This window comes from Leisingera sp. ANG-M6 (assembly GCF_000813905.1).
Classification (GTDB): Bacteria; Pseudomonadota; Alphaproteobacteria; order Rhodobacterales; family Rhodobacteraceae; genus Leisingera.
The window spans coordinates 172,905-194,527 of the sequence record NZ_JWLG01000013.1; the positions used below are offsets into that span (position 1 = coordinate 172,905).

The 21,623-nt window shown below is 61.7% G+C and carries 21 protein-coding genes and 1 tRNA gene; 10 read left to right on the top strand and 12 right to left on the bottom strand.

The window, feature by feature from the left end; all coding sequences use genetic code 11:
• Positions 1 to 103 precede the first annotated feature (103 nt).
• From RA24_RS21765 to RA24_RS10715, 3 genes are read right to left on the bottom strand one after another with little or no spacing between them, the layout of a single operon-like run.
• Positions 104 to 844 carry an MbnP family protein gene (locus RA24_RS21765; protein ID WP_052269582.1) on the bottom strand — a complete coding sequence of 247 codons (741 nt, stop codon included), beginning with the start codon at positions 842 to 844 and terminating at the stop codon, positions 104 to 106.
• Positions 844 to 1,968: a cytochrome-c peroxidase gene (locus tag RA24_RS10710; protein ID WP_039191459.1), complete on the bottom strand. Its 1,125-nt coding sequence runs from the start codon at positions 1,966 to 1,968 to the stop codon at positions 844 to 846. Before RA24_RS10710 ends, RA24_RS21765 begins: the two co-directional genes overlap by 1 nt.
• 12 nt (positions 1,969 to 1,980) lie before the next feature.
• The gene (locus RA24_RS10715) at positions 1,981 to 3,288 is read right to left on the bottom strand and encodes a hypothetical protein (protein WP_039151205.1); all 1,308 of its coding nucleotides are present in this window, start codon (positions 3,286 to 3,288) and stop codon (positions 1,981 to 1,983) included.
• 409 nt (positions 3,289 to 3,697) lie between these two features.
• Here RA24_RS10715 and RA24_RS10720 point away from each other — a divergent pair, with 409 nt between their 5' ends.
• The 7 genes from RA24_RS10720 to RA24_RS21770 all read left to right on the top strand — a co-directional run bounded on the left by RA24_RS10720 (position 3,698) and on the right by RA24_RS21770 (position 11,605).
• On the top strand, positions 3,698 to 5,257 hold the full coding sequence (locus tag RA24_RS10720) for an ABC transporter substrate-binding protein (protein ID WP_039191462.1): 1,560 nt from the start codon (positions 3,698 to 3,700) through the stop codon (positions 5,255 to 5,257).
• A gap of 145 nt (positions 5,258 to 5,402) precedes the next feature.
• A complete protein-coding gene (locus RA24_RS10725; protein ID WP_039191465.1) occupies positions 5,403 to 6,383 on the top strand; it encodes an ABC transporter permease in 981 nt (326 codons plus the stop codon).
• A complete protein-coding gene (locus RA24_RS10730; RefSeq protein WP_019297368.1) occupies positions 6,380 to 7,330 on the top strand; it encodes an ABC transporter permease in 951 nt (316 codons plus the stop codon). Before RA24_RS10725 ends, RA24_RS10730 begins: the two co-directional genes overlap by 4 nt.
• A 4-nt stretch (positions 7,331 to 7,334) precedes the next feature.
• Positions 7,335 to 8,330: an ABC transporter ATP-binding protein gene (locus RA24_RS10735; protein WP_039191466.1), complete on the top strand. Its 996-nt coding sequence runs from the start codon at positions 7,335 to 7,337 to the stop codon at positions 8,328 to 8,330.
• Positions 8,327 to 9,370: an ABC transporter ATP-binding protein gene (locus RA24_RS10740; protein WP_019297366.1), complete on the top strand. Its 1,044-nt coding sequence runs from the start codon at positions 8,327 to 8,329 to the stop codon at positions 9,368 to 9,370. Before RA24_RS10735 ends, RA24_RS10740 begins: the two co-directional genes overlap by 4 nt.
• Before the next feature lie 14 nt (positions 9,371 to 9,384).
• The gene (locus RA24_RS10745; RefSeq protein ID WP_019297365.1) at positions 9,385 to 10,305 is read left to right on the top strand and encodes a LysR family transcriptional regulator; all 921 of its coding nucleotides are present in this window, start codon (positions 9,385 to 9,387) and stop codon (positions 10,303 to 10,305) included.
• 94 nt (positions 10,306 to 10,399) lie between these two features.
• Positions 10,400 to 11,605, top strand: coding sequence for a PAS domain-containing sensor histidine kinase (locus RA24_RS21770; RefSeq protein WP_052257702.1), 1,206 nt, complete (start codon positions 10,400 to 10,402; stop codon positions 11,603 to 11,605).
• A gap of 93 nt (positions 11,606 to 11,698) precedes the next feature.
• Here the strand turns inward: RA24_RS21770 and RA24_RS10755 are convergent.
• The 9 genes from RA24_RS10755 to RA24_RS10795 form a co-directional block, all read right to left on the bottom strand.
• Positions 11,699 to 11,775: transfer RNA gene (locus RA24_RS10755), tRNA-Pro, on the bottom strand.
• Between the two features lie 173 nt (positions 11,776 to 11,948).
• Complete coding sequence (gene leuB / locus RA24_RS10760) at positions 11,949 to 13,052, bottom strand: 3-isopropylmalate dehydrogenase (RefSeq protein ID WP_019297363.1); 1,104 nt, start codon at positions 13,050 to 13,052, stop codon at positions 11,949 to 11,951.
• A gap of 125 nt (positions 13,053 to 13,177) precedes the next feature.
• Positions 13,178 to 14,221: an endonuclease/exonuclease/phosphatase family protein gene (locus RA24_RS10765; protein WP_019297362.1), complete on the bottom strand. Its 1,044-nt coding sequence runs from the start codon at positions 14,219 to 14,221 to the stop codon at positions 13,178 to 13,180.
• Positions 14,218 to 15,054 carry a hypothetical protein gene (locus RA24_RS10770; protein WP_039191786.1) on the bottom strand — a complete coding sequence of 279 codons (837 nt, stop codon included), beginning with the start codon at positions 15,052 to 15,054 and terminating at the stop codon, positions 14,218 to 14,220. Before RA24_RS10770 ends, RA24_RS10765 begins: the two co-directional genes overlap by 4 nt.
• 373 nt (positions 15,055 to 15,427) lie before the next feature.
• Positions 15,428 to 16,033: a 3-isopropylmalate dehydratase small subunit gene (gene leuD / locus RA24_RS10775; RefSeq protein ID WP_019297360.1), complete on the bottom strand. Its 606-nt coding sequence runs from the start codon at positions 16,031 to 16,033 to the stop codon at positions 15,428 to 15,430.
• Positions 16,033 to 16,860, bottom strand: coding sequence for a hypothetical protein (locus RA24_RS21775; protein WP_052254272.1), 828 nt, complete (start codon positions 16,858 to 16,860; stop codon positions 16,033 to 16,035). The genes leuD and RA24_RS21775 overlap by 1 nt, the downstream gene beginning before the upstream one ends.
• A 16-nt stretch (positions 16,861 to 16,876) precedes the next feature.
• Positions 16,877 to 18,280 carry a 3-isopropylmalate dehydratase large subunit gene (gene leuC, locus RA24_RS10785; RefSeq protein ID WP_019297358.1) on the bottom strand — a complete coding sequence of 468 codons (1,404 nt, stop codon included), beginning with the start codon at positions 18,278 to 18,280 and terminating at the stop codon, positions 16,877 to 16,879.
• 53 nt (positions 18,281 to 18,333) lie between these two features.
• Positions 18,334 to 18,432, bottom strand: coding sequence for an isopropylmalate isomerase (locus RA24_RS10790; RefSeq protein ID WP_226429013.1), 99 nt, complete (start codon positions 18,430 to 18,432; stop codon positions 18,334 to 18,336).
• An 84-nt stretch (positions 18,433 to 18,516) separates the two neighbouring features.
• Complete coding sequence (locus tag RA24_RS10795) at positions 18,517 to 19,011, bottom strand: DUF3592 domain-containing protein (protein ID WP_039151225.1); 495 nt, start codon at positions 19,009 to 19,011, stop codon at positions 18,517 to 18,519.
• A 113-nt stretch (positions 19,012 to 19,124) separates the two neighbouring features.
• Between RA24_RS10795 and RA24_RS10800 the strand changes: the two genes are divergently transcribed.
• The 3 genes from RA24_RS10800 to rlmH all read left to right on the top strand — a co-directional run bounded on the left by RA24_RS10800 (position 19,125) and on the right by rlmH (position 21,572).
• On the top strand, positions 19,125 to 20,501 hold the full coding sequence (locus RA24_RS10800) for a mechanosensitive ion channel family protein (RefSeq protein WP_029204929.1): 1,377 nt from the start codon (positions 19,125 to 19,127) through the stop codon (positions 20,499 to 20,501).
• A 167-nt stretch (positions 20,502 to 20,668) separates the two neighbouring features.
• Positions 20,669 to 21,040: a ribosome silencing factor gene (rsfS, locus tag RA24_RS10805; RefSeq protein ID WP_039191469.1), complete on the top strand. Its 372-nt coding sequence runs from the start codon at positions 20,669 to 20,671 to the stop codon at positions 21,038 to 21,040.
• Between the two features lie 61 nt (positions 21,041 to 21,101).
• Positions 21,102 to 21,572, top strand: a complete 471-nt coding sequence (gene rlmH / locus RA24_RS10810; protein WP_019297353.1) for a 23S rRNA (pseudouridine(1915)-N(3))-methyltransferase RlmH — start codon at positions 21,102 to 21,104, stop codon at positions 21,570 to 21,572.
• Positions 21,573 to 21,623: the final 51 nt, after the last annotated feature.

Below are 21,623 nucleotides of genomic sequence, written 5' to 3' on the forward strand. Positions count from 1 at the left end.
TGCAGCCCGGTTGCCTGCGTGGCCTTCGCAGATGTGCCGGAGCGCGGGTCTGCTGGAGGCGGCTGTTGCGTTCTGGAAAACGAGCGCATTCGCCCCTGTGCAATCAGTTACCTGCGATTGAGATCATTCTGGCGTAGTTTTCCGCCAGCCTCCGGGCGTCCTGACGGTCAAATTTTACTGACTGGGTTTGTGCCATGTTGAATGCAGATGCGCCGCTGAACAGTTCCATGACGTCAACTTTGAAGTTTTTTGCGCTCGTGCTGCTCAATTGTTCTTCGGCGGGCAAAGAGAACTGTAAGTCGCGCCGGTTCTCATCAAAGCCCAGGTGATAGACCAGGGGCAGGATGGCATCATCCAAGCTCAGGCTGCCTTCGAACACGACAAACTTGTAGCCCACTTCCCAGTTCCAGGCCATTTGGCTGTTCGGGTCCAGATCGCCGCGCGGTTCGATGGAAGCGTTCGCCTGCTCGTCTATGCCGATTGAAAAGGAGAGGCCGGAATAGGACCTCAGCGGTATGTTGTTCAGTTCTACTGCAAAACTCTCATTTCCAGCACCGAACCGGACCAGATGGTAGCTGTCCGGCTCCAAATAGGTGCCATCTTCGCCCGACAGTTTGATATTGCTGATGTAGAAACGAAAATTCTGTACCCTGAACTGCCCGGGACCGTTTGGGTTCTTGTAATGGAACTGGTCAAAAACCAGCTTCTGCCCATTGGCCTCTGCCTGGAAGACGAGGCGCAGCTGGCTGGCGGGCGGATCCGTTTTCCGGAACGCGTGCCAAACGGTAAGCGCCAGCAGGAAGGCCAGCAAGACATTGATGTGGATCGGCTTCATTCCGGACATCACAACTCTCCTTCAAGAGGATTGGAAAATCGGGCATCCGACAGGAATGCTTCATCCGTCAGGGTGTGCAGAAATGCGATGATTGCGGCTTTCTCGCTGTCCGTCAGACGTAATCCAACAAAGGAACCGGGAGGTGAGGCGGCGTTGTCAGCTTCAAGTATGAGCGGGCTCAGAGTGGGGCTGACCACCACTCCGCCGTTGTAGTGGTCCATCACGTCTTCAAGCGTCTGCAGGCGCCCGTCATGCATGTAAGGGGCCGTGACGGCGATGTTGCGCAGCGTTGGCACTTTGAAGAAGCCCTTGTGTGCCGGGTTGCCTGTTACAGCCATGAGACCCGCGGGCAAATCCTCGTCCTTGTCCAGCCCGTTGTTGGAAAAACCGTCCAGCCCATCCCGGAAGCCTGAGGTCAGAAACTGGCTGTGGCAATCAATGCAGTTGCCGCCGCGCAAAGAGACCTTGGTGTCCGGGTGGGCCATGAAGAGCTTGCGGCCCAGTTCCTCCTGCTCGGTCAGCACCGCCTCGCCGCGCAGGAAACGGTCATACTTGGAACCAGCAGAGATGAGCATGCGCATGAACGTGGCCAGCGCCCGCGCGATATTCTCGGATGACACTTCGCCATAGGCCTGCCGGAACATGCGCCGGTACTGCCGGGACCCTTTCAGTTCGCGGACCAGCTCTTCCAGATCCTGTGCCATTTCCTGGGGGTTCTCGATCGGGAGCAGGGCCTGCTGCTCAAGGGACAGGGCCCGGCCGTCCCAGAAAAACCGCTCCTGCCCCCACAGAAGATTCACCAGACTCATACTGCTGAATTCCAGGCTTTCCCCATTCAGCCCGGCAGCAGTTGGCAGGCCGTCGGTGAAAGCCAGCCGCTGGATATGGCAGGTCGCGCAGGACCGGTCATTGCCGCCGGATAGGGCGGGATCGTAAAACAGCCTCCGCCCGAGGGCGAACGCCTCTTCGGTCAGGGGATTGTCCTGCGGGACAGAGAAGCGCCCGAATACAAAAGGGGCGGAAAAATCCGCAACCGGCGTCGGATCGGGTGGCAGCGCCCTGATGACGAAGGACGCTCCCGTACCGATGGCCACCACCGCAGCGGCGGTTGCGATCCAGCGCTGGCGAGCCATCCTGCTGCTTCCTCAGTGGTGATGCACAAACCCGGACCCGAACAGCCCTTCCAGGTTGTCTACGCCCTTGCTGTACTTTTCCCTGAAGTTCACTGATCCCAGCTGCTCGCCGGTGGCGAGATCATGCACGGTGATCGTGTGGGCGTTCAGCGCGGCGATGAAATCCACATCTGTCGGGTCATTATCAGCTGCGTTGCCAAGGTTCAGCAGGTTGTTCTGGACCGCGATCAGGTCACGGCCGGACTTGGATGTGAAGAAGATCATGTGGTGCGCGCCGGGCGCTGCCTGAATATCCGGCCCGGAAGACACCAGGTCGGGCAGCTTGGCGAGATCGTAGCGCTTCACCACGCCGGGCAGGGCATGGCTGATGAACAGTTCGGTATCGGTGCCATAGAACTCCAGCGGCACAGCGGTATTGTTTGCGGCACCGCTATAGAGCACCTCGGGATCTCCGAATGTCTTGGAGGCTTCGTCATAAGGCACTTTCCAGGTTTCGAATCCGAACATCGTATTCACCAGCACGGCCGGTTTGATGTTTTCGTTCATGGACGGCCGGGCAAACAGGACTTCCACAGGTGACGACGGGAAACCCAGCGGCTTTTCGTTTTCCACGACAATGTTCTGGATGGGCTCCAGCGTGTTGAGATCAATCACGGTCAGCGCATTTCCCACGCCCGTGGCCAGGTCGGGGTGCACCGTGGAAGTGATGATCATCCGGTCCTGATAGGCGGAGATGCCATGTGGATACATGATGTAGGGCTTGTCCGCGCCGACTTCGCTTGGCCGCGCTTCGATGACTTTCACAACCGCGTTTGTCTGCGGGTCGAACACGCCCAGCGTTCCGCCGTCATCGCCGCCGGTGCCGCCCATGAAGGTGACAAACATGTACTCCGTGCCATTGGAGGAATGCCACATGATGTCTTCGCCCACCATCTGGCCTTGGGTGTCGAGGCATTCGAAACCGGTGACCTGCGGCGCTCCGGTTGCGTCCCGCTCCAGGCCGATCTCCGCCAGGCTGCAGACCGGGTCCAAACCGGTTGCATACAGCCGCCCGGCTGGGCTGTAATACAGGTGATGCAGCGGATGCGTCATGTCCGGTTGCGTGACTTCGCTCAGGATTTCACCGAAATTTTCCTGCTCTGGATCCAGCTCGACGATGGCGATGCTGTGAGCCGTTTCCAGCGTTGGCAGCCCTCGCAGGAGAACAACTCCGTGGCTTTCCTCGCGCACTTGGGCGCCAGGTTGAGCCGGCAGCATTGAAATGAGTGCAGCAGTAAACAATGCGGGCAACAGGCCCTTGAACTCGTTATTAACCTTCATGGCAGCTACGTCCCCTCCCGAGAAAATGACCCTGCTCGAGCCAGCCTCAACGTAACTTCTGACGAACAATACCACATCAGGGCTTACCCCCCAAGCTGCAGCGCCTCCCCATTGTCCGCCGCTAATAAACAGTCGGAGAAAGCCTTCGGCGAAGCACTTGCTGCCAGGTTGACCCGTGCCTCCGGCGGTCCGCTGAGTAACTAAACGAGGGGCAGTTTTGGGTGCTTCATGCAAAAGAGGCGGGTGAGGCTGAGCAATGTTACAGGCACCTAAGTCTATAGCATTAAAGAGATATTCAATAATCGCATAGCTCCGATGTGCATCCTGCATACCCTATGCGATATCGGCATTTCACAGTTTGCGCAGCGCAGGATAGCGTTTGCGGCATAATCACAGGGGAGTATGCCTAATGACGAAATTTGTCAGAAGCCTGGCGGCTGCTGCGGTGGTGGCGATGGCACCGGTTGCCTATGCCGAAACCACCGTGCGCGTTGCCTATGACGCTGACCCGGTTTCGCTGGATCCGCATGAACAACTGTCCGGCGGCACGCTGCAGCTGTCGCACATGGTCTTTGACCCGCTGGTGCGCTGGACAAAGGACCTGCAGTTCGAACCGCGCCTGGCCGAAAGCTGGGAACAGATCGACGAGACCACCATGCGCTTCAAGCTGCGCAGCGGTGTTACCTTCCACAGCGGCAATGCGCTGACCGCCAAGGACGTCGACTGGACCTTTGACCGCCTGAAGGCGAGCGACGACTTCAAGGCGATTTTCGCCCCCTTCACCGATGTCGAAGTCGTCGACGACATGACCTTCGACCTCAAGACCTCTGAGCCCTATCCGCTGGTGCTGCATACCGCGACTTACATCTTCCCGATGGACAGCGCGTATTACACCGGCACCACCGATGACGGCAAAGACAAGGGCGAAATCGTCAAGCACGGTGACAGCTTTGCTTCGCGCAACGTTTCCGGCACCGGCCCGTTTGTGGTTTCCGAGCGTGAGCAGGGCGTGCGCGTCGTGTTTGACCGCTTCGACGGCTACTGGGACGCTGATGCGGGTAATGTCGACAAGATCGTTCTGACCCCGATCAAAGAAGACCCGACCCGCGTGGCAGCCCTGCTGTCCGGCGACGTGGACTTCATCGCGCCGGTTCCGCCGACCGACCTGAAGCGTGTGGAAGAGGCTGAGGGCGTTGACCTGATCACCATGCCCGGCACCCGTATCATCACCTTCCAGATGAATCAGAACCGTGTCGAGGCCTTCAAGGACGCCCGTGTCCGCCAGGCAATCGACTATGCTGTCAACAACGCAGGCATCGTTGACCGCATCATGCGCGGCTTCGGCACCGTGGGCGCGCAGGCCAGCCCGGCTGGTTACCTGGGTTACAACGAAGCCCTGGCACCGCGCTTCGACCTGGATAAAGCCAAGGCCCTGATGGCTGAGGCAGGCTATGCCGACGGCTTCTCGATCACCATGATGGCGCCGAACAACCGCTATGTGAACGACGACAAGATCGCGCAAGCCGTGGCTTCGATGCTGGCACAGATCAACATCAAAGTTGACCTGCAGACCATGCCCAAGGCGCAGTACTGGCCGACCTTTGACGAGCGCGCAGCAGACATGATGATGATCGGCTGGCATTCGGACACCGAGGACTCGGCGAACTTCCACCAGTTCCTGACCGCCTGCCCGAACCCGGACAACGGCAACGGCCAGTACAACTCGGGCAACTACTGCAACGAGGAAGCAGATGCGCTGATGGATGCCGCCAACGCGGAAACCGATCCGGCCAAACGTGCGGAAATGCTGCAGAAGCTGGAAGGTATTCTGTACGACGAGGCCGCCTTCATCCCGCTGCACTGGCAGAACCTGGCATGGGGTTCCAAGTCCGGCATGAACTCGGCCGACATCGTGAACGCGCTTAACTTCCCCTACTTCGGTGACCTGGTTGTCGAAACCGGCAGCTAATCACTGAATACTTCCGGGCCGGTCTCCCCCGGCCGGCCCGGACCTTTTAAACAACAAGCGGCCGCCAAGGCTGTGCTTGCAGGACCCGCGGTTCCATCGGACACTGCGACCTGCGCTGTAACCAAACTCTACAAAGGTCAGGACGATGTTTGCCTATCTCGCCAAGCGAGTGATTCAGGCGGTTGCCGTGATGTTCGTCATCTCGCTGATTGCCTTTGCCATCCAGGGCAACCTGGGCGATCCGCTGCGCGAATTGGTCGGGCAGTCGGTTTCCGAAGAAGTGCGCCAGCAGTTGCGCGACGAGATGGGGCTGAACGACAGCTTCGTGACGCAGTACCTGCGGTTTGCGGGCAATGCGCTGCAGGGCGACCTGGGCACCTCCTATTTCTTCAAGGAGCCGGCACTGGACGTGATCCTGAAGAAGCTGCCCGCGACGCTGGAGCTGGTATTCGGCGCAACGCTGATCATCGTCGGCTTCTCGGTGCCGCTGGGCGTCTACACCGCGATCAAGCCTGACAGCATCCTGAGCCGCATCATCATGGGCCTGTCGATTGTCGGCATCTCAATCCCGGTGTTCCTGACCGCCATTCTGATGATCTTTGTGTTCTCTGTGGAATACGGCTGGTTCCCTTCCTACGGGCGCGGCGACACCGTGCATATCTGGGGCTACTGGGAGACCAACTTTGCCACTGCAGACGGCTGGCTGCACATCATCCTGCCCTCGATTGCGCTGGCCTCCATCATGCTGCCGCTGTTTGTCCGCCTGATCCGCGCCGAAATGATGGAAGTGCTGCAGTCCGAATACGTCAAATATGCCAAGGCCAAGGGCATCAATCCCTGGCGCATCTACTTTGTGCACGCGCTGAAGAACACGCTGTTGCCGGTGATCACCGTGGGCGGCGTGCAGATCGGCACCATGGTGGCCTACACCATCCTGACCGAGACGGTGTTCCAGTGGCCGGGCATGGGCTTCATGTTCCTTGAGGCGGTGAACCGCGTCGATACCCCGCTGATCGTGGCCTATCTGATTGTTGTCGGCTTCATCTTCGTGGTCACCAATACCATCGTCGACTTGATCTATGGCCTGGTGAACCCGACCGTGAATATTGCGAGGATGGGCGCATGAGCACCGAAACGCTGAACCCGAAATCCGAACCCTCGCGCTGGTCCAAGATCTGGAACTCCAACATGGGCTACAGCTTCCGCCGCAACCCGGTGGCGGTGGTGAGCATGATCGTGTTCCTGCTGATCGCCATTGCGTCCTTCCTGGCGCCGGTGATCGCGCCCTATGACCCTTATGATCCGGCGCAGATCGACATCATGAACTCGGAATACCCGCCTGCCTGGGTCAGCGGCTCGCTGCCGGAGTTTGTGCTGGGCACCGACGACCAGGGCCGCGACCTGTGGTCGACTATCCTCTACGGGACCCGCCTGTCGCTGCTGATCGGCATCTGCGCAGTCGCGCTGCAAGCCTTCCTGGGCATCTCCATCGGTCTGATCGCTGGTTACGTGGGCGGCCGCCTGGACAGCCTGCTGATGCGGCTTGCTGATATCCAGCTGTCGTTCTCGACCCTGATGGTGGCGATCATCTTCCTGGCGGTGACGCAGGCGATGTTCGGAACCGACACCTTCAACAAATATGCGGTGGTGTTCCTGATCGCAGTGATCGGGGTGGCGGAGTGGCCGCAATACGCCCGCACTGTCCGCGCCACTGTGCTGGCCGAAAAGAAGAAGGAATATGTCGACAGCGCCCGGGTGCTGGGTTTCGGCCCCATGCGGATCATGGTGCGGCACATCCTGCCGAACTCGCTGTCGCCGATCTTTGTGATCTCCACCGTGCAGGTCGCCAATGCCATCATCTCCGAGGCCTCGCTCAGCTTCCTGGGCCTCGGTATGCCGCCGAGCCAGCCGTCGCTGGGCTCGCTGATCTCTTCCGGCTTCGACTACATCTTCTCCGGCAGCTGGTGGATCACCGCCATTCCCGGCGTGGTGCTGGTGGTGCTGGTTCTTGTCATCAACCTGCTGGGCGACTGGATGCGCGACGTCCTGAACCCGAAACTCTACAAGGGGTAACGCGATGAGCCTTCTTTCCGTTCGCGACCTCACCGTCAAATTCGCCATGCGCGATCAGACGGTCACTGCCCTCAACGGCATCTCCTTCGACCTGGCCAAGGGCGAGCGCCTTGGCATCGTCGGCGAAAGCGGTGCCGGCAAGTCAATCACCGGGTTTTCGCTGATGAACCTCCTTAGCCGGCCCGGTTACATCGACAGCGGCAAGATCCTGTTCGACGGCGAGGATGTCGTTCAGATGAACGACAAGCGCTTGCGCAACCTGCGCGGCAACCGGATGGCGATGATTTTCCAGGATCCGATGGTGACGCTCAATCCGGTGCTGACGATTGGCCAGCAAATGATCGAGACCCTGATGGCGCACCGAAAGCTGAGCCATGAGGAAGCCCGCCAGATTGCAATCGTCAAGCTGCGCGAGGTCTATATCCCCTCGCCGGAGGAACGTCTGGAGCAATATCCGCACGAGCTGTCGGGCGGCATGCGCCAGCGGATCATCATTGCGATTGCGCTGCTGCTGGACCCGCAGCTGATCATTGCGGATGAGCCGACCACCGCGCTGGACGTGACCATCCAGGCTGACATCATGGAGCTGATGCTGGAGCTGTGCCAGTCCAACCAGGTGGGTCTGATCCTGATCACCCACGATCTGGGCGTGGTTAGCCAGATGACTGAGCGCACGCTGGTGATGTATGCCGGCCGGACCATCGAAGCGGGCCGCACCCGCGAGATCATCAACGACCCGCAGCACCCCTATACCCAAGGTTTGATCAACGCGCTGCCGCAGCAGACACTGCCGGGCCAGCGGCTGAAACAGATACCGGGCAACATGCCGGGGCTGGCCAGCATCCCCGCCGGCTGCGCCTTCAATCCGCGCTGCAAATACGCCACTGATCTCTGCCGCAGCCGGGTTCCGGAAATCGTGCACTATGGCGAGGTCGAAGTGGCCTGCCACGAGGTGCAGCGCCTGAACAGCGATGAAGACCGTCAGGAGGCACGGGCATGAGCGACGCAAATACTGACCGCCCGCTCTTGGAGATCAAGAACCTGGAAAAACGGTTCGATCTCGATCAGGGCTTTCTGGAAACCCTCAAGTTCAAGCAGGGCAAGATCGTGCGCGAGAGCCGGTCTGTCCATGCCGTAAACAACATCTCGCTGGAGGCCCGCAAGGGCGAGGCGCTGTGCGTGGTGGGCGAGTCCGGCTGCGGTAAATCCACCGTGGCGAGGCTGGTGGCGGGCCTGCTGACCCCATCCGCAGGTGAGATCCACTATGGCGGCCAGCGTATCGACAACCTGTCGCGGGCCGGCATGCAGCCGCTGCGCAAGAAGATCCAGATGATCTTCCAGAACCCCTATGCCTCGCTGAACCCGCGCATGACAATCCGGCAGGCGCTGGAAGAACCGGTGCGCCACCATTATCCCAACGCCTCGGCAGCGGAGGTGCGCGACAAGGTGACCGAGGTGATGCTGTCGGTCGGCGTCGACCCCAGCTGGGCCAAGCGTTACCCGCATGAATTTTCCGGCGGCCAGCGCCAGCGGATCGCCATTGCCCGCGCCCTTACAGTGGACCCGGAATTCATCATCGCCGATGAGCCGATCAGCGCGCTGGACGTCTCGATCCAGGCGCAGGTGCTGAACCTGATGCTGGAAGCCAAGGAAAGCCGCGGCCTCACCTATCTGTTCATCACCCACGATCTGAGCGTGGTGGAGCATTTTGGCACCCGTGTTGCGGTTCTTTACCTTGGGTCTGTTTGCGAGGTTGCCGACACCCGGACATTGTTCTCCAGCCCCAAACACCCCTATACTCGGGCCTTGCTGTCCGCGGTGCCGCAGCTGAAGGACGACCGGCCGAACCACATCCGCCTCAAGGGTGAGATTCCGACGCCGATCAACCTGCCCACAGGCTGCCCGTTCCAAAGCCGCTGCGCCTTTGCGGACGCACGATGCAAGAGTGAAAAGCCCAAGGCCATTCACCAGCCCGACGGCAGCATGGTTGCGTGCCATGCCGTCGAAGAAGACAGGCTGGATGCGGTGGCCGCCGGTTAAGACGGGACGCCCAGTTGGATATCATCTGGCTCAAGGACTTCGAGGCTTTGGTCGCGTGCAAGAATTTCTCGCGCGCGGCCGAAGAACGTAATGTCAGCCAGCCGGCCTTTTCGCGCCGGATCCGGGCACTGGAGAATGAGATCGGCGTTCGGCTGATCAACCGCGAGACGCTGCCGCTGACGCTGACCCCGGCCGGGGAGGTGTTCCTGTCGCAGTCCCGCATCATGCTGCGCACCTACGAGGAAACCATCGAGCGCTGCCAGACCATCGACGCGGCCGGCGAAAACGTGATCCGCTTCGCCGCCTCGCAGTCGCTCTATATGACCCACTACAAGACCCTGATTGCGCCCTTGGCCAGCGAGGGCGGGGTGGATACCGATCTCAACTCCACCTCTTGGGCCGCCGACCAGTTCGTTAGCGCGCTGCAGCAGGGCTATTGCGATGTGATCCTGACCTACTGGCACCCGTCAATGGATTTTCTGGGGCCATTGGAGGTCGCAAATTTCGAGTATCTGACGCTCTCGACCGACCGTTATGTGCCGGTGTCCCGCACAGCCACGGACGGCGCGGCGGAGTTCGCTTTCAAACCCGGCAGCAAGGACGCAGTGCCGCTGCTCTCTTATGGTGCGGTGTCGGCGCTGCGCTCGGTGCAGGAATTTGCGTTGACCCAGCTATTGCCTGGGCAGAAAGTGTTTGTCGTCAACCAGAACGCACTGGCCAACAGCGTCAAGGCGATGATCCAGGAGGGGTTCGGCATCGGCTGGCTGCCGCTGAGCCTGTGCCGCGAAGAAATCGCCTCCGGCCGCTTTGCCATTGTGGATGAACGGCTGGGCACCGACCTGGAGATCCGCCTTTACCGCGATCCGCGCAGCACCAAGCAGACGCTGGATGTGCTGTGGAAGCAGCTGAAGCGCTCGGCGATGAAAGCGGCCTGAGCGGCCAGCAGAAGGCAGTCGCCCGTTGATTGCGCTGGCCGTCGTGCAGTAAATCTGACATTGCTAGTTGCGGGCCGGACACGAGCAAAGGCAGATGGATATGCATTATCTCAAGCGTGAGCTGTACGATCTGGTTAAAAGCGATGATGCCATCTTTGACTTCCTTCAAATCGGGTCGCTGGACGGCCTCTGGTACTGGGACCTGGAAAAGCCGGAACACGAATGGATGAGCCCGGAATTCTGGCGCCTGTTCGGGCTGGACCCGCAGACAAAGCAGCACTTTGCGTCAGAGTGGCAGGATCTGATTCACCCCGACGATCTGGCGCTGGCGCTTGAGAACTTCCACAAGCACCTGGAGGACCCGGAGCACCCCTATGACCAGATCGTCCGCTACCGCCATGCCGACGGTCATATGGTTACGGTGCGCTGCCGCGGCCTGGCGATCAGGGATGAAAACGGACGGCCGGTGCGGATGCTGGGTGCGCACAACGATTTGACAGAGCTGAAGGCGCGGGAAGCCGAGCTGGCGGCGGCCATTACCGGCTTGGCTGCGGAGGTGACGCGTGCAAATTCTGCCGTCGAAGCCCGCACTGCCTTTCTGGCTACGATGAGCCACGAGATCCGCACACCGCTGAATGTGATCCTTGGTCTGCTGCACCTGATCAAGAGCGATGAAACCGCCTCGGACAAGACCCGAGAGCGGGCGGATGTCGGGCACCGGGCTGCTGAGATGCTGATGACTCAGCTGGTCAACGTGCTGGAGACCGCACGGATTGATTCCGATGCGGTGGAATTCAGTCCAAAACCTGTGGAAACAGCGGGTCTGGTTGTCCAATGGCAGGACGCGCTTGAAGCCAGCGCCAGCCGTTACGGCAAGCCGTTGCGCACCTGGGTGTCTACGGCAGCTAATGTGCCGGAACAGCTGCTTCTTGATCTCCCGAAGGTCACCCAAATCGTGAACAACCTGATCGACAATGCGGTGAAATTCACTCCCAAGGGGAGCGTCTCCATAGCGCTGGAGCGTGACAATGCGGCGGCCTGTCCGATCAGCATCACTGTGCTCGACACTGGTCCCGGCATAGCGGCAGAGGACAGCGGCAGGGCTTTCGAGCGGTTCACTCAGCTCGAAAATGCGGTTTCCCAGCACAAGGGCGGGTCCGGCCTGGGCCTGTCGATCTGCGACGAATTGGCGGAGCTTATGGGCGGCAGCATCGCCATTCTGAAAAATCCGCCCGATGGGTTCAGCCTGGGCATCCGGTTGCAACTGCCCGAACCGGATAGTGACATGGCAGCAGGCTGACTGCTTGGGCTGGCATCCGTCCTGAGCCTGATTGTCCCTTGCGGCCAAGTGTCCCGGACAACAAAAAAGGCGCCCGAAGGCGCCTTGTTTTATTGGTCGGAGTGAGAGGATTCGAACCTCCGACCCCTGCCTCCCGAAGACAGTGCTCTACCAGGCTGAGCTACACTCCGACCGTGGAGGGCGAAATAGCTCAGGGCGCGGGGTTTGACAAGGGCGATTCCACAGAAAGATGCGGTTTTCGGGAATTCTTTTTGGCACTGCAGGCTGCGGCTCCACAGGCACGAAAAAGCCCCGCTCCGGCGGCCGGGCGGGGCTTTGTTAGTTCCGGATTAGCGACTGGAAATCAGAGGCTTGCGTCCAGCGCTGCGATCACTGCGTCGCCCATCTGGCTAGTGGAGACCGGCTCCACGCCTTCGCTTGCCAGCAGGTCCGCGGTGCGCACGCCGTCGGCCAGAACCTTCTCGACCGCGGCTTCCAGCCGGTCGGCCTCGGCGCCTTGGTCGAAGCTGTAGCGCAGCGCCATCGCAAAGCTCAGGATGCAGGCGATCGGGTTGGCCTTGCCTTGGCCTGCGATGTCGGGCGCAGAGCCGTGCACGGGTTCATAAAGTGCCTTGGGGCGGCCGTTTTCCATAGGCGCGCCCAAGCTAGCGGAGGGCAGCATGCCCAGCGAGCCGGTCAGCATCGCGGCGCAGTCGGACAGGATGTCGCCGAACAGGTTGTCGGTCAGGATCACGTCGAACTGCTTGGGCGCACGCACCAGCTGCATTGCACCGTTGTCGGCGTACATGTGGGACAGCTCGACCTCGGGGTAATCAGCTGCCACGCGGGTCACAACCTCGCGCCACAGGATGCCGGATTCCATCACGTTGGCCTTCTCCATCGAGCAGACCTTCTTGCCCCGGCGCATCGCCAGTTCGAACGCGGAACGGGCGGCGCGCTCGATCTCGCTTTCGGTGTAGCGCTGGGTGTTGATGCCGACGCGCTCGTTGCCCTCTTCGAAGATGCCGCGCGGCTCGCCGAAGTAAACGCCGGAGGTCAGCTCGCGCACGATCATGATGTCCAGACCGGCAACGATGTCCTTCTTCAGCGAGGAGAAATCCGCCAGCGCGTCAAAGCACTGCGCCGGGCGCAGGTTGGAGTAAAGGTCCATCTCCTTGCGCAAGCGCAGCAGGCCGCGCTCGGGTTTCACGGAGAAGTCCAGATCGTCATAGGCCGGGCCGCCCACCGCGCCGAGCAGCACTGCGTCGACGTCCTGCGCCTTGGCCATGGTCTCATCCGCCAGCGGCTTGCCGTGCTTGTCATAAGCCGCGCCGCCGACCAGATCCTCGCTCACATCGAACTGCAGGCCGCGCTTGTCTCCGAACCAGGAGATGATCTTGCGCACTTCGGCCATGACCTCTGGGCCGATGCCGTCGCCGGGCAGAATCAGAATCGATGGGTTGGGCATGGGGATCCTCCAAAATAACAGCTGGCAAGGGCGTAGCGGGACAGCGGGGCAGGGTCAATAACACCCCTTGGAAATAAAGGGGATTAAGGGGGATTACCTGCGCAATGAAGGTGCCGCCGGCCGGGTCAGTCCAGCAACAAATCAACCCAGACCAGCCGGTGGCGGCTGGCGGCTGCTGCGGGGTCATCCGGACCGTCTGGCCACACCACACCGCTGGCGGTCACGGTCAGACCGGCAGAAGGCAGCACATAGTCGACCCGCATGCGGCCCGCGTTTTGCCATTCGACGGTGTCTGTGCCTGCTTCCGGGCTCTGCGGGAGCGGATCCTGCAGGCGCGGATCCGACAGCAGGCTGCGGATCGCGTCTCTGCGGCCTTCCCCGCGCCCGGGATCGAGATTGGCGTCGCCTGCAATGACAAAAGCACCGTCTGGCGCCGGCCCAAGCTGGCCATCCAGCAGCAGTTGCCATAGGCGGATTTCATCGCGGTTGCGCAGCCCGTTGCGGTCTTCCGGCCCATCGAACAGCGGCGGGGTGGCGTGGAAAGTCATCACATTCAGGCGGGAGCCATCCGGTGGCATCAGCGGCACCAGCCAATGACCAGTAGCGGACAATCGTTGCACGGCCTGCGCCTCGGCGGAGGGAAAGGGGCTGCCATCCGGATGCTGCGGCAGCAGGGCACCCGCCAGATCCTTCCACAGCAGAGAAGAAAAGTCGCGGATGCCGTCATGATTTACCGGCAGCCGGGACAGCAGCGCAATGCCTCCCTGGCCGCGGAACCGGCCATAGCCCTGATTGTCGCGCGGTTCACCAGCCTTGCCGTTGCCATCCATGTCCAGCGGGGCAGGGGGCGGCAGGCCGGAATTAGGCTGCAGCGCAATGCGGTAGGGGTAATCCAGCCCATGATCCGCCAGCCGCGCGGACAGCGCCGCCAGTGCCTGGCCTTCGTAGTCCCAGTCGATGCCTTGCAGCGCCAGCACATCCGGTTGCGCGGCGGCGATGACCTTCACCACCGCAGCAACCTGCGGGTCGCTGCCGCGAAGGATATCGCGCAGCAACAGGCCAGGTCCGTCACGCGACAATTCTGTGTTGAAGGTGGCAATGCGCAGGGTGTCTGCCCAGCCCGTCCCGGCGGCAAGGATCAGGAGGAGACCCGCCGCCAGCCGCCTCATGCGGTCTGCAGCGCCTCGTCGGGATCAGCGCAGGCAGCACGCCGCTTCTGTGCGATCAGCCCGGCGATCCGCAGCATCGCCATGCCGCGCATGATCATTGAGGCAGGCACCAGCGCCCAGGCGCTGATCACCCAGATAAGCATATGCGGCGCGGCCAGCATGCCAGGGTCCACCAGGCCAGAGGCCAGCTTGACCGCCGCAGGCAAGGCAAAGGGCAGCAGCACGCCGCCGATGATGTTGACGCGGCCGTCGCGCTGCAGCCGCTGCACCACGTCGCCGCCGGTAGTGGGATCGAACAGCGGCAGGTTGACCCAGACGTTGAAGGCGCCGCTGCCGACCGGCCAGTGACCGACCCGGATCACCAGCGCAAAGAGAACGATGGCAGTTGCCACAACCGCGCTGGCCAACCCAGCGGCATCCCGCACCATCAGCACCACGGCCTCCGGCACTTGCGGCGGCATCATCAGCACTGTCAGCTGCACCGGGGAATAGGCAAAGTCGAGCTGGCCGCCGAGCCAGCTGCCCAGCCGCTGCACCAGCGCCGTCAGCCCGGTCGGGGCCTGCGGGTGGGCCGCCAGCAGGCTGAGCGCGCCAACGGTGGCCGCTGCCGCTGCAAAACGCATCCGGTTGATGGGCGGGGCATTGCGGAATTCGACGAAGCTGGGGAAATGCGAGGCGTATTCGCTGAACGCCAAGGCTGAGCCCAGAAGCGCGATGAACAGGATGATCTCCGGCGACTGGGTGGCGGCTGCCGGCAGAATCAGCGTCGGCATCGCAAACAGCATGGCCACCAGTATGCCGCGGAACGCCGCGCCTGTGATGCGTGCAAACACGTTATTCATTCCCTTCAAACCGGCACGGGCGTTTTGCCTCTTGGGTCCGGATTTGAAGCCCCCCGCAAAGTGCTCCGGGGTGCTCTGCCTCATTTTTGCCCCATTGTGGCAGGCGGGCGGCTTTCCGCTCAAGAGGCTGCAGCAGGTGCAGGGCCACTTTCGCTGCTGCACTGGTGCCGGATTGCATCAGAGTTTTGGTGGAATTTGAGGGTCTTGGCGGGCTTGCTACCAGATGCTGTGTTGCTGCGCGTACAGCGCACAAGCGGGCCGCCAACAGGCAATTGCGGCGGAAATGCGGCGCGAATCTGGCGGGCAAAAAGAAAACCGCCCAGGGACAGGGCGGTTTCCAGGTGTTTCAGCTGCGGCTGCAGGATCAGACCCAGGGGCGTTCCTGCGCGGCCTTGTCCTCGAACGACTTGATCGAGTCGGCCTTTTCCATGGTCAGGCCGATGTCATCGAGACCGTTCAGCAGGCAGTGCTTCTTGAATGCGTCCACTTCGAACGGGATCACTTCACCGTCGGAGGTGGTGATCTCCTGCGCTTCCAGGTCCACGGTCATGCGGGCATTTTGGCCCTTTTCCGCGTCGGCCATCAGCACATCGACCTGCTCCTGCGGCAGCACGATCGGCAGGATGCCGTTCTTGAAGCTGTTGTTGAAGAAGATGTCGGCGAAAGAGGTCGACACGATGCACTTGATGCCAAAGTCGGCGATTGCCCAGGGCGCGTGCTCACGGCTGGAGCCGCAGCCGAAGTTGTCGCCCGCCACCAGGATTTCTGCGTTGCGGTACTGCGGCTTGTTCAGCACGAAATCCTCGATCTCGGTGCCGTCGCGGTTATAGCGCATCTCGTCAAACAGGTTCTTGCCAAAGCCGGTGCGCTGGATGGATTTCAGGAACACCTTGGGGATGATCATGTCGGTGTCGATGTTCACCAGCGGCATCGGGGCGGCGATACCCTGCAGTTTCTGGAACTTTTCCATTACTCGTTTCCTTGTTTCTGGTGCTTCAAACCGCTGAGATCGAAGCCGATCTCCTGCGCGTGGCGTGCGATGAAGCTGTGTTTTTCGGGCCGGTGCGCCTTGTGGTAGCGGCGCACCATGGATGCATAAAGATGAACGGCCAGCGTGTTGTCCGTAAGCCAGCCGTCTTCCTGGCAGCTGCCGCTGAACAGCACATCGGTCAGAACGCCGCGGATCGGGTAGAACACGTCCGGCTCGCGCACGTGCTCGACCTCACCGGTCAGGTTCAGCGTGTAGTCCAGCGCCCGGGGGCCAAGCGACGGGCGCTGCAGCTCAAAGGCTGTCAGCAGGCGCTTGCCGGGCGGCGCGGCTTCCACTTCCTTGCGGATCCTGCGGCCCAGCCAGGGCGGCACGAACCCGGGGTCCTCGAACCAGTCCAGCAGATGGTTCAGCGTTGCGGAGCCTTTCGGCAGCCGCAGGACTGCGCCATTGATCGACCGTGTCGGCTCATAGCCGACGTGATAGTCCGCGTCCGGCAACGGCCGGCAGCAGAGCATATCGGTGTCGATCCAGATCATGTCCGTCTGCTTCAGCAGGTAAAGACGGAACAGATCCGACAGCATCGAGGCTGGTGCCTCCCCGTGCCCTGCCTTGGCAGGGTCCCAGATTTCCGCCGCCGGGCAGGTGCGGACACCTGCAGGAACCGGCGGTGCCGCAGGCCCGGTGTGGAACAGCACAACCTCGTGGCCGCGCTGCACGAAACTGGCCAAGGACAGTTCGTGCAGCCAGTTCAGGCTGTCACCGATCCACAGGCTTGCGACCGCGGGAAGGGAAGGGCTGGACGGCATCGTTGGCCCCTCAGGTTCAGATCAGCTCACGCACATCCGTCAGCCGCCCGGTCAGCGCGGCAGCGGCGGCCATGGCAGGCGACACCAGATGGGTGCGGCCCTTGTAGCCCTGGCGGCCTTCGAAGTTCCGGTTCGAGGTTGCGGCGCAGCGCTCTTCCGGGGCCAGCTGGTCGGGGTTCATTGCCAGGCACATCGAGCAGCCCGCAAGGCGCCATTCGAAACCGGCGGCCTCAAAGATCTCGGCCAGGCCTTCTTCCTCAGCCTGGGCGCGGACCAGGCCGGAGCCCGGAACGATCATGGCGCGCATGCCGTCCTTGATCTTCTTGCCCTTCACCACGTCTGCCACGGCGCGCAGGTCTTCGATACGGCCGTTGGTGCAGGAGCCGATGAACACGGTATCGATCTCGATGTCGGTGAGCTTCTGGCCGGGGGTCAGGCCCATGTACTCGATCGAGCGGCGGGCCGCTTCGACCTTGCCGCCGGAGAAGTCCTCGGGGTTTGGCACCACACCGGTGATCGGCAGCACGTCCTCAGGGGAGGTGCCCCAGGTCACGACCGGCTCAATCTCCTCGCCCTTCAGGGTGACGACCTTGTCGAAATGCGCTCCCTCGTCGGTGTAGAGGGTCTTCCACCAGTTCAACGCGGCTTCCCATTGGGCGCCTTTCGGGGCGTGCGGGCGGCCTTTGACGTATTCAAAGGTGGTCTCGTCCGGCGCAATCAGGCCCGCGCGGGCGCCGCCTTCGATCGCCATGTTGCAGACGGTCATGCGGCCTTCCATCGACAGATCGCGGATTGCTTCGCCGCAGTATTCGATGACATAACCGGTGCCGCCGGCGGTGCCGGTCTCGCCGATCACGGCCAGGGTGATGTCCTTGGCGGTGACGCCCGGCTTCAGCTTGCCGGTGATCTCCACCTTCATGTTCTTGGACTTCTTCTGGATCAGCGTCTGGGTGGCCAGCACGTGCTCCACTTCGGAGGTGCCGATGCCATGCGCCAGCGCGCCGAAGGCGCCGTGGGTGGCGGTGTGGCTGTCGCCGCAAACCACGGTCATGCCGGGCAGGGTCCAGCCCTGTTCCGGGCCGACGATGTGCACGATGCCCTGACGGACGTCATCCACCGGGTAGTAATGCACGCCGAATTCCTTGGCGTTCTTGTCGAGCGCCTCGACCTGAATGCGGCTTTCCTCGTTCTCGATGCCTTTGGCGCGGTCGAGTGTGGTCGGCACGTTGTGGTCCGGCACCGCGATGGTCTTTTCGGGCGCGTGCACCTTGCGGCCGGCCATGCGCAGGCCTTCAAACGCCTGCGGGCTGGTCACTTCGTGGACCAGGTGGCGGTCGATATAGAGCAGGCTGGTGCCGTCCTCTGCTTCATGCGCTACATGCGCATCCCAGATCTTGTCATAGAGTGTCTTGGGGGACATGGGTCCTCTCCCGTGATGTATTGGGTATGCTGGCTTTGGGCTGGGCAAGCACCTTATAGGCGCGCCAGGACCGTGCGGGCGGCGCCAAAGAACCGTTCGCGCAGCCGCGCGCGGTCTTGCAGTTCGATCTTTTGCGCCAATACGAGGGTCATGGCTGTCAGATACATCCGCAAAGGCCGGCAATCAAGATTCGTTCGCAGACGGCGGCCCAAGCCTGTCCTGCGTCAAAGCAGTCATCAGCCGGTGCTGTTCTTCTGTGCCAGCCGTCTTGTGTCTGCCCGCGACATCGATCGCAGGGCAAACCGCATGCCAAAGGCGCCGGCGATGCCCAGCCCGGCCATGACCAGCGGCATCATCCAGGTGGTGAAGAACCCATGCCGCTCCTGCACCCAGCCGCGGTTTTCCTCGTGGTAGAGGATCTCGAATTTCTGGCCCACCTCCGGCGTGAAGAACACTGGCAGAAAAGTTTCCGCTTGCCACCAATCGCCGGCCGCATCCCTGTAGCGCACTGTGGGGTAGTAGTCGCCGTCGTCGACCGTGCGTTTGGTGACGGAATCCGTGCGGGTCCCGTGAACATAGCGAATTGACAGAATTTCTGCTTCGGCGGGCTGCGCATGGCGCACAAACCGCCAGTTGTCGAGAAAGGCTATGAGGCCGAACAGAATGAAAATCCCCGGCACCAGAAACATCAGAAAACGCATCCACAGCGGTTGCTTTACGGTTTCTGCCATCTGCCCCTCCGGTTTTCCGGCAGCCTAACAGGCGGCGGCAATGGTGGCGAGAACTTCGCATTGGCTTGATCGAAACCCAGCGGAACGGCACAGTGGCAGAAAACGGGGGCGCAATGGAGCCGGAAGAGCAGACACCACCCAGGGACGCGATTGCCGAAAGCACCGCCGAGGCGCTGGAGCTTGGCCAGCGGCTGTGGGAACTGGCATCAGAAGGGCTCGAGCTGCTGCTGCGGCCCTGGAACGCGTACCAGGCCGGGATCGTTGTTGCGGTCTTTGTGCTGGCAACCTTGATTGCTCGTCCGCTGAAGAACGCATTCCACAACTGGCTGCGGGCGCGCGAGGGCTGGCCGCGCTGGCGGATCCGGGCCGGGCTGGTGGTGCACAAGCGGATCCGCGGCATCTTGTTTGTGCTGCTGATCTGGATGGTGGTCCTGATCATGCAGGAAATGACCTGGCCCAGCCGGTCCCGCCTGCTGACCGTCATCGCCAACCTGTCGCTGGCCTGGCTGATTGTCTCCTTTGCCACCCGGCTGGTGGGCAATCCGCTGCTCCGGAACCTCGTGAAATACGGCGCCTGGGCCTGGATCACCTTGCGCATCCTGGGCATCACCGAAGACGCGATACATCTGCTGGACGGCGTCGCCATCAATTTCGGGGATCTCAGGATCTCGCTGTTCCTGGTGGTGCAGGCGGTTGTGATCCTGGGCGTGATGCTGACGCTGGCGCGGGTGATCTCCTCGGTGGCGGCCAACCGGATCCGTGCCAATTCCGATATTTCCCCGTCGATGCAGGTTCTGGGGGCCAAACTGGCGCAGATCCTGCTGTTCGGCGGTGCATTCTTTATCGGGCTCAAGGCGATCGGCATCGACCTGACCGGCCTGGCGGTGCTGTCCGGCGCCATCGGCGTGGGCCTGGGTTTTGGCCTGCAGAAGGTTGTGTCGAACCTGGTGTCGGGCCTGATCATCCTGTTGGACAAATCAATCAAACCGGGCGATGTGATCTCGCTGGGCGACACCTTCGGCTGGATCAATGCGCTGGGCGCGCGGTATGTCTCAGTCGTGACCCGCGACGGGCGGGAATACCTGATTCCGAACGAAGATCTGATCACCACCCAGGTGGTGAATTGGTCGCATTCCGACAAATACGTGCGGCTGGACCTGCATTTCGGCACCGGCTACGGCGACGATCCCCACAAGGTGCGCAAGATCGCGATTGAGGCCGCCTGTGGCGTCAAGCGGGTGCTGCAGTACGGCAGCAAGAAGCCGGTTTGCCATATCACCGGTTTTGGCGACAGCAGCGTTGATTATGTGTTGCGGTTTTGGATCGACGACCCCACCGGCGGCCTCACCAACATCCGCGGCAACGTCTATCTGGCGCTGTGGGACGCGTTCCAGGAAGAAGACATTTCGATCCCGTTCCCGCAGCGCGAAGTGCGGATGCTGAACGACCCTTTGCCGGTCAGGGTTGCACCTTCGGACAATGACGGATAAAGCACAGGGCTTGCATCGCCGGGGCGTGGTTTTATTGAAAAGTTACCCTCCGGTTGCTACATTATTAACAGGCCCGGCGCCGGGGCTTGGCGGCGCGTTGCAAGGAGGACTATGTCCTGTCACCCGTACCTCAAGCGGCAGATGCCGCTGTTAATGGGGCAGCCGTGATGGCCGCCCAGTCCCAGCCCACCAGCGAACAGCTGCTGGAGCGGATTCTCTCCTCACTCAGCGATGACAAAGCCGAAGATGTTGTGCAGATCGACCTGCGCGGCAAGACGTCGATCGGCGATTACATGGTGCTGGCCTCCGGCCGCTCCACCCGTCAGGTCGCTGCGATGGCAGAAAAGCTCACTGACCGGCTCAAGCAGGAGTACCGGATCACCTGTAAGGTCGAAGGCAAGGATGCCGGCGACTGGGTGCTGATCGACTCCGGTGATGTGATCGTCCATATCTTCCGCCCGGAAGTGCGCGAGTTCTACCAGCTCGAGAAGATGTGGATGCCCGCAGGCACCGCGGCAGCACCGGCCGCCGAGGGCTGATCCAAGGCTGATTTGAGGCAGGCCCGCACAGGCGTGCGGGCCGGATTGCTGCAGGAAATTCATGCGTCTGCATATCTGTGCGGCCGGGCGTCTTCGCTCTGGCCCGGAAAAATCCCTCATCGACGATTATCTCACCCGGTTCGACCGGACCGGCCGCGCGCTGGGTCTGGGTCCTGCGCGGGTAGTGGAGATCGAGGATAAGAAAAACGCAGGCATGGCAGCAGAGGCCGCGCTCTTGCGCAAGGCGCTGCCCAAGGGCGCGGTGATCTGTACCCTGGATGAGCGCGGCAAGGTGATGTCTTCCCCCGATTTTGCGGACAGGCTGGCTGGCTGGCGCGACAGCGGCCGCCAGGACCTGGCGCTAATCATCGGCGGCGCAGACGGGATCGACCCTTCCTTGCGGGCCGAGGCCGATTTCTCCATTTCCTTCGGTAAGATGGTCTGGCCGCATATGCTGGTGCGGGTAATGCTGGCGGAGCAGATCTACCGCGCCGCAACCATTCTGGCGGGCAGCCCGTACCACCGGGTGTGAAGGTGCCTTGGGGCGCATGTCTCCGGCGGGGATACTTTCAGCCAGAAGAAG

Excerpts from the sequence above, each read along its gene's own strand:
- RA24_RS21765 (WP_052269582.1), bottom strand. The coding sequence starts at position 844 with ATGTCCGGAATGAAGCCGATCCACATCAATGTCTTGCTGGCCTTCCTG.
- RA24_RS10710 (WP_039191459.1), bottom strand. The coding sequence starts at position 1,968 with ATGGCTCGCCAGCGCTGGATCGCAACCGCCGCTGCGGTGGTGGCCATC.
- RA24_RS10715 (WP_039151205.1), bottom strand. The coding sequence starts at position 3,288 with ATGAAGGTTAATAACGAGTTCAAGGGCCTGTTGCCCGCATTGTTTACT.
- RA24_RS10720 (WP_039191462.1), top strand. The coding sequence starts at position 3,698 with ATGACGAAATTTGTCAGAAGCCTGGCGGCTGCTGCGGTGGTGGCGATG.
- RA24_RS10725 (WP_039191465.1), top strand. The coding sequence starts at position 5,403 with ATGTTTGCCTATCTCGCCAAGCGAGTGATTCAGGCGGTTGCCGTGATG.
- RA24_RS10730 (WP_019297368.1), top strand. The coding sequence starts at position 6,380 with ATGAGCACCGAAACGCTGAACCCGAAATCCGAACCCTCGCGCTGGTCC.
- RA24_RS10735 (WP_039191466.1), top strand. The coding sequence starts at position 7,335 with ATGAGCCTTCTTTCCGTTCGCGACCTCACCGTCAAATTCGCCATGCGC.
- RA24_RS10740 (WP_019297366.1), top strand. The coding sequence starts at position 8,327 with ATGAGCGACGCAAATACTGACCGCCCGCTCTTGGAGATCAAGAACCTG.
- RA24_RS21770 (WP_052257702.1), top strand. The coding sequence starts at position 10,400 with ATGGATATGCATTATCTCAAGCGTGAGCTGTACGATCTGGTTAAAAGC.
- leuB (WP_019297363.1), bottom strand. The coding sequence starts at position 13,052 with ATGCCCAACCCATCGATTCTGATTCTGCCCGGCGACGGCATCGGCCCA.
- RA24_RS10765 (WP_019297362.1), bottom strand. The coding sequence starts at position 14,221 with ATGAGGCGGCTGGCGGCGGGTCTCCTCCTGATCCTTGCCGCCGGGACG.
- leuD (WP_019297360.1), bottom strand. The coding sequence starts at position 16,033 with ATGGAAAAGTTCCAGAAACTGCAGGGTATCGCCGCCCCGATGCCGCTG.
- RA24_RS21775 (WP_052254272.1), bottom strand. The coding sequence starts at position 16,860 with ATGCCGTCCAGCCCTTCCCTTCCCGCGGTCGCAAGCCTGTGGATCGGT.
- leuC (WP_019297358.1), bottom strand. The coding sequence starts at position 18,280 with ATGTCCCCCAAGACACTCTATGACAAGATCTGGGATGCGCATGTAGCG.
- RA24_RS10790 (WP_226429013.1), bottom strand. The coding sequence starts at position 18,432 with ATGACCCTCGTATTGGCGCAAAAGATCGAACTGCAAGACCGCGCGCGG.
- RA24_RS10795 (WP_039151225.1), bottom strand. The coding sequence starts at position 19,011 with ATGGCAGAAACCGTAAAGCAACCGCTGTGGATGCGTTTTCTGATGTTT.
- RA24_RS10800 (WP_029204929.1), top strand. The coding sequence starts at position 19,125 with ATGGAGCCGGAAGAGCAGACACCACCCAGGGACGCGATTGCCGAAAGC.
- rsfS (WP_039191469.1), top strand. The coding sequence starts at position 20,669 with ATGGCCGCCCAGTCCCAGCCCACCAGCGAACAGCTGCTGGAGCGGATT.
- rlmH (WP_019297353.1), top strand. The coding sequence starts at position 21,102 with ATGCGTCTGCATATCTGTGCGGCCGGGCGTCTTCGCTCTGGCCCGGAA.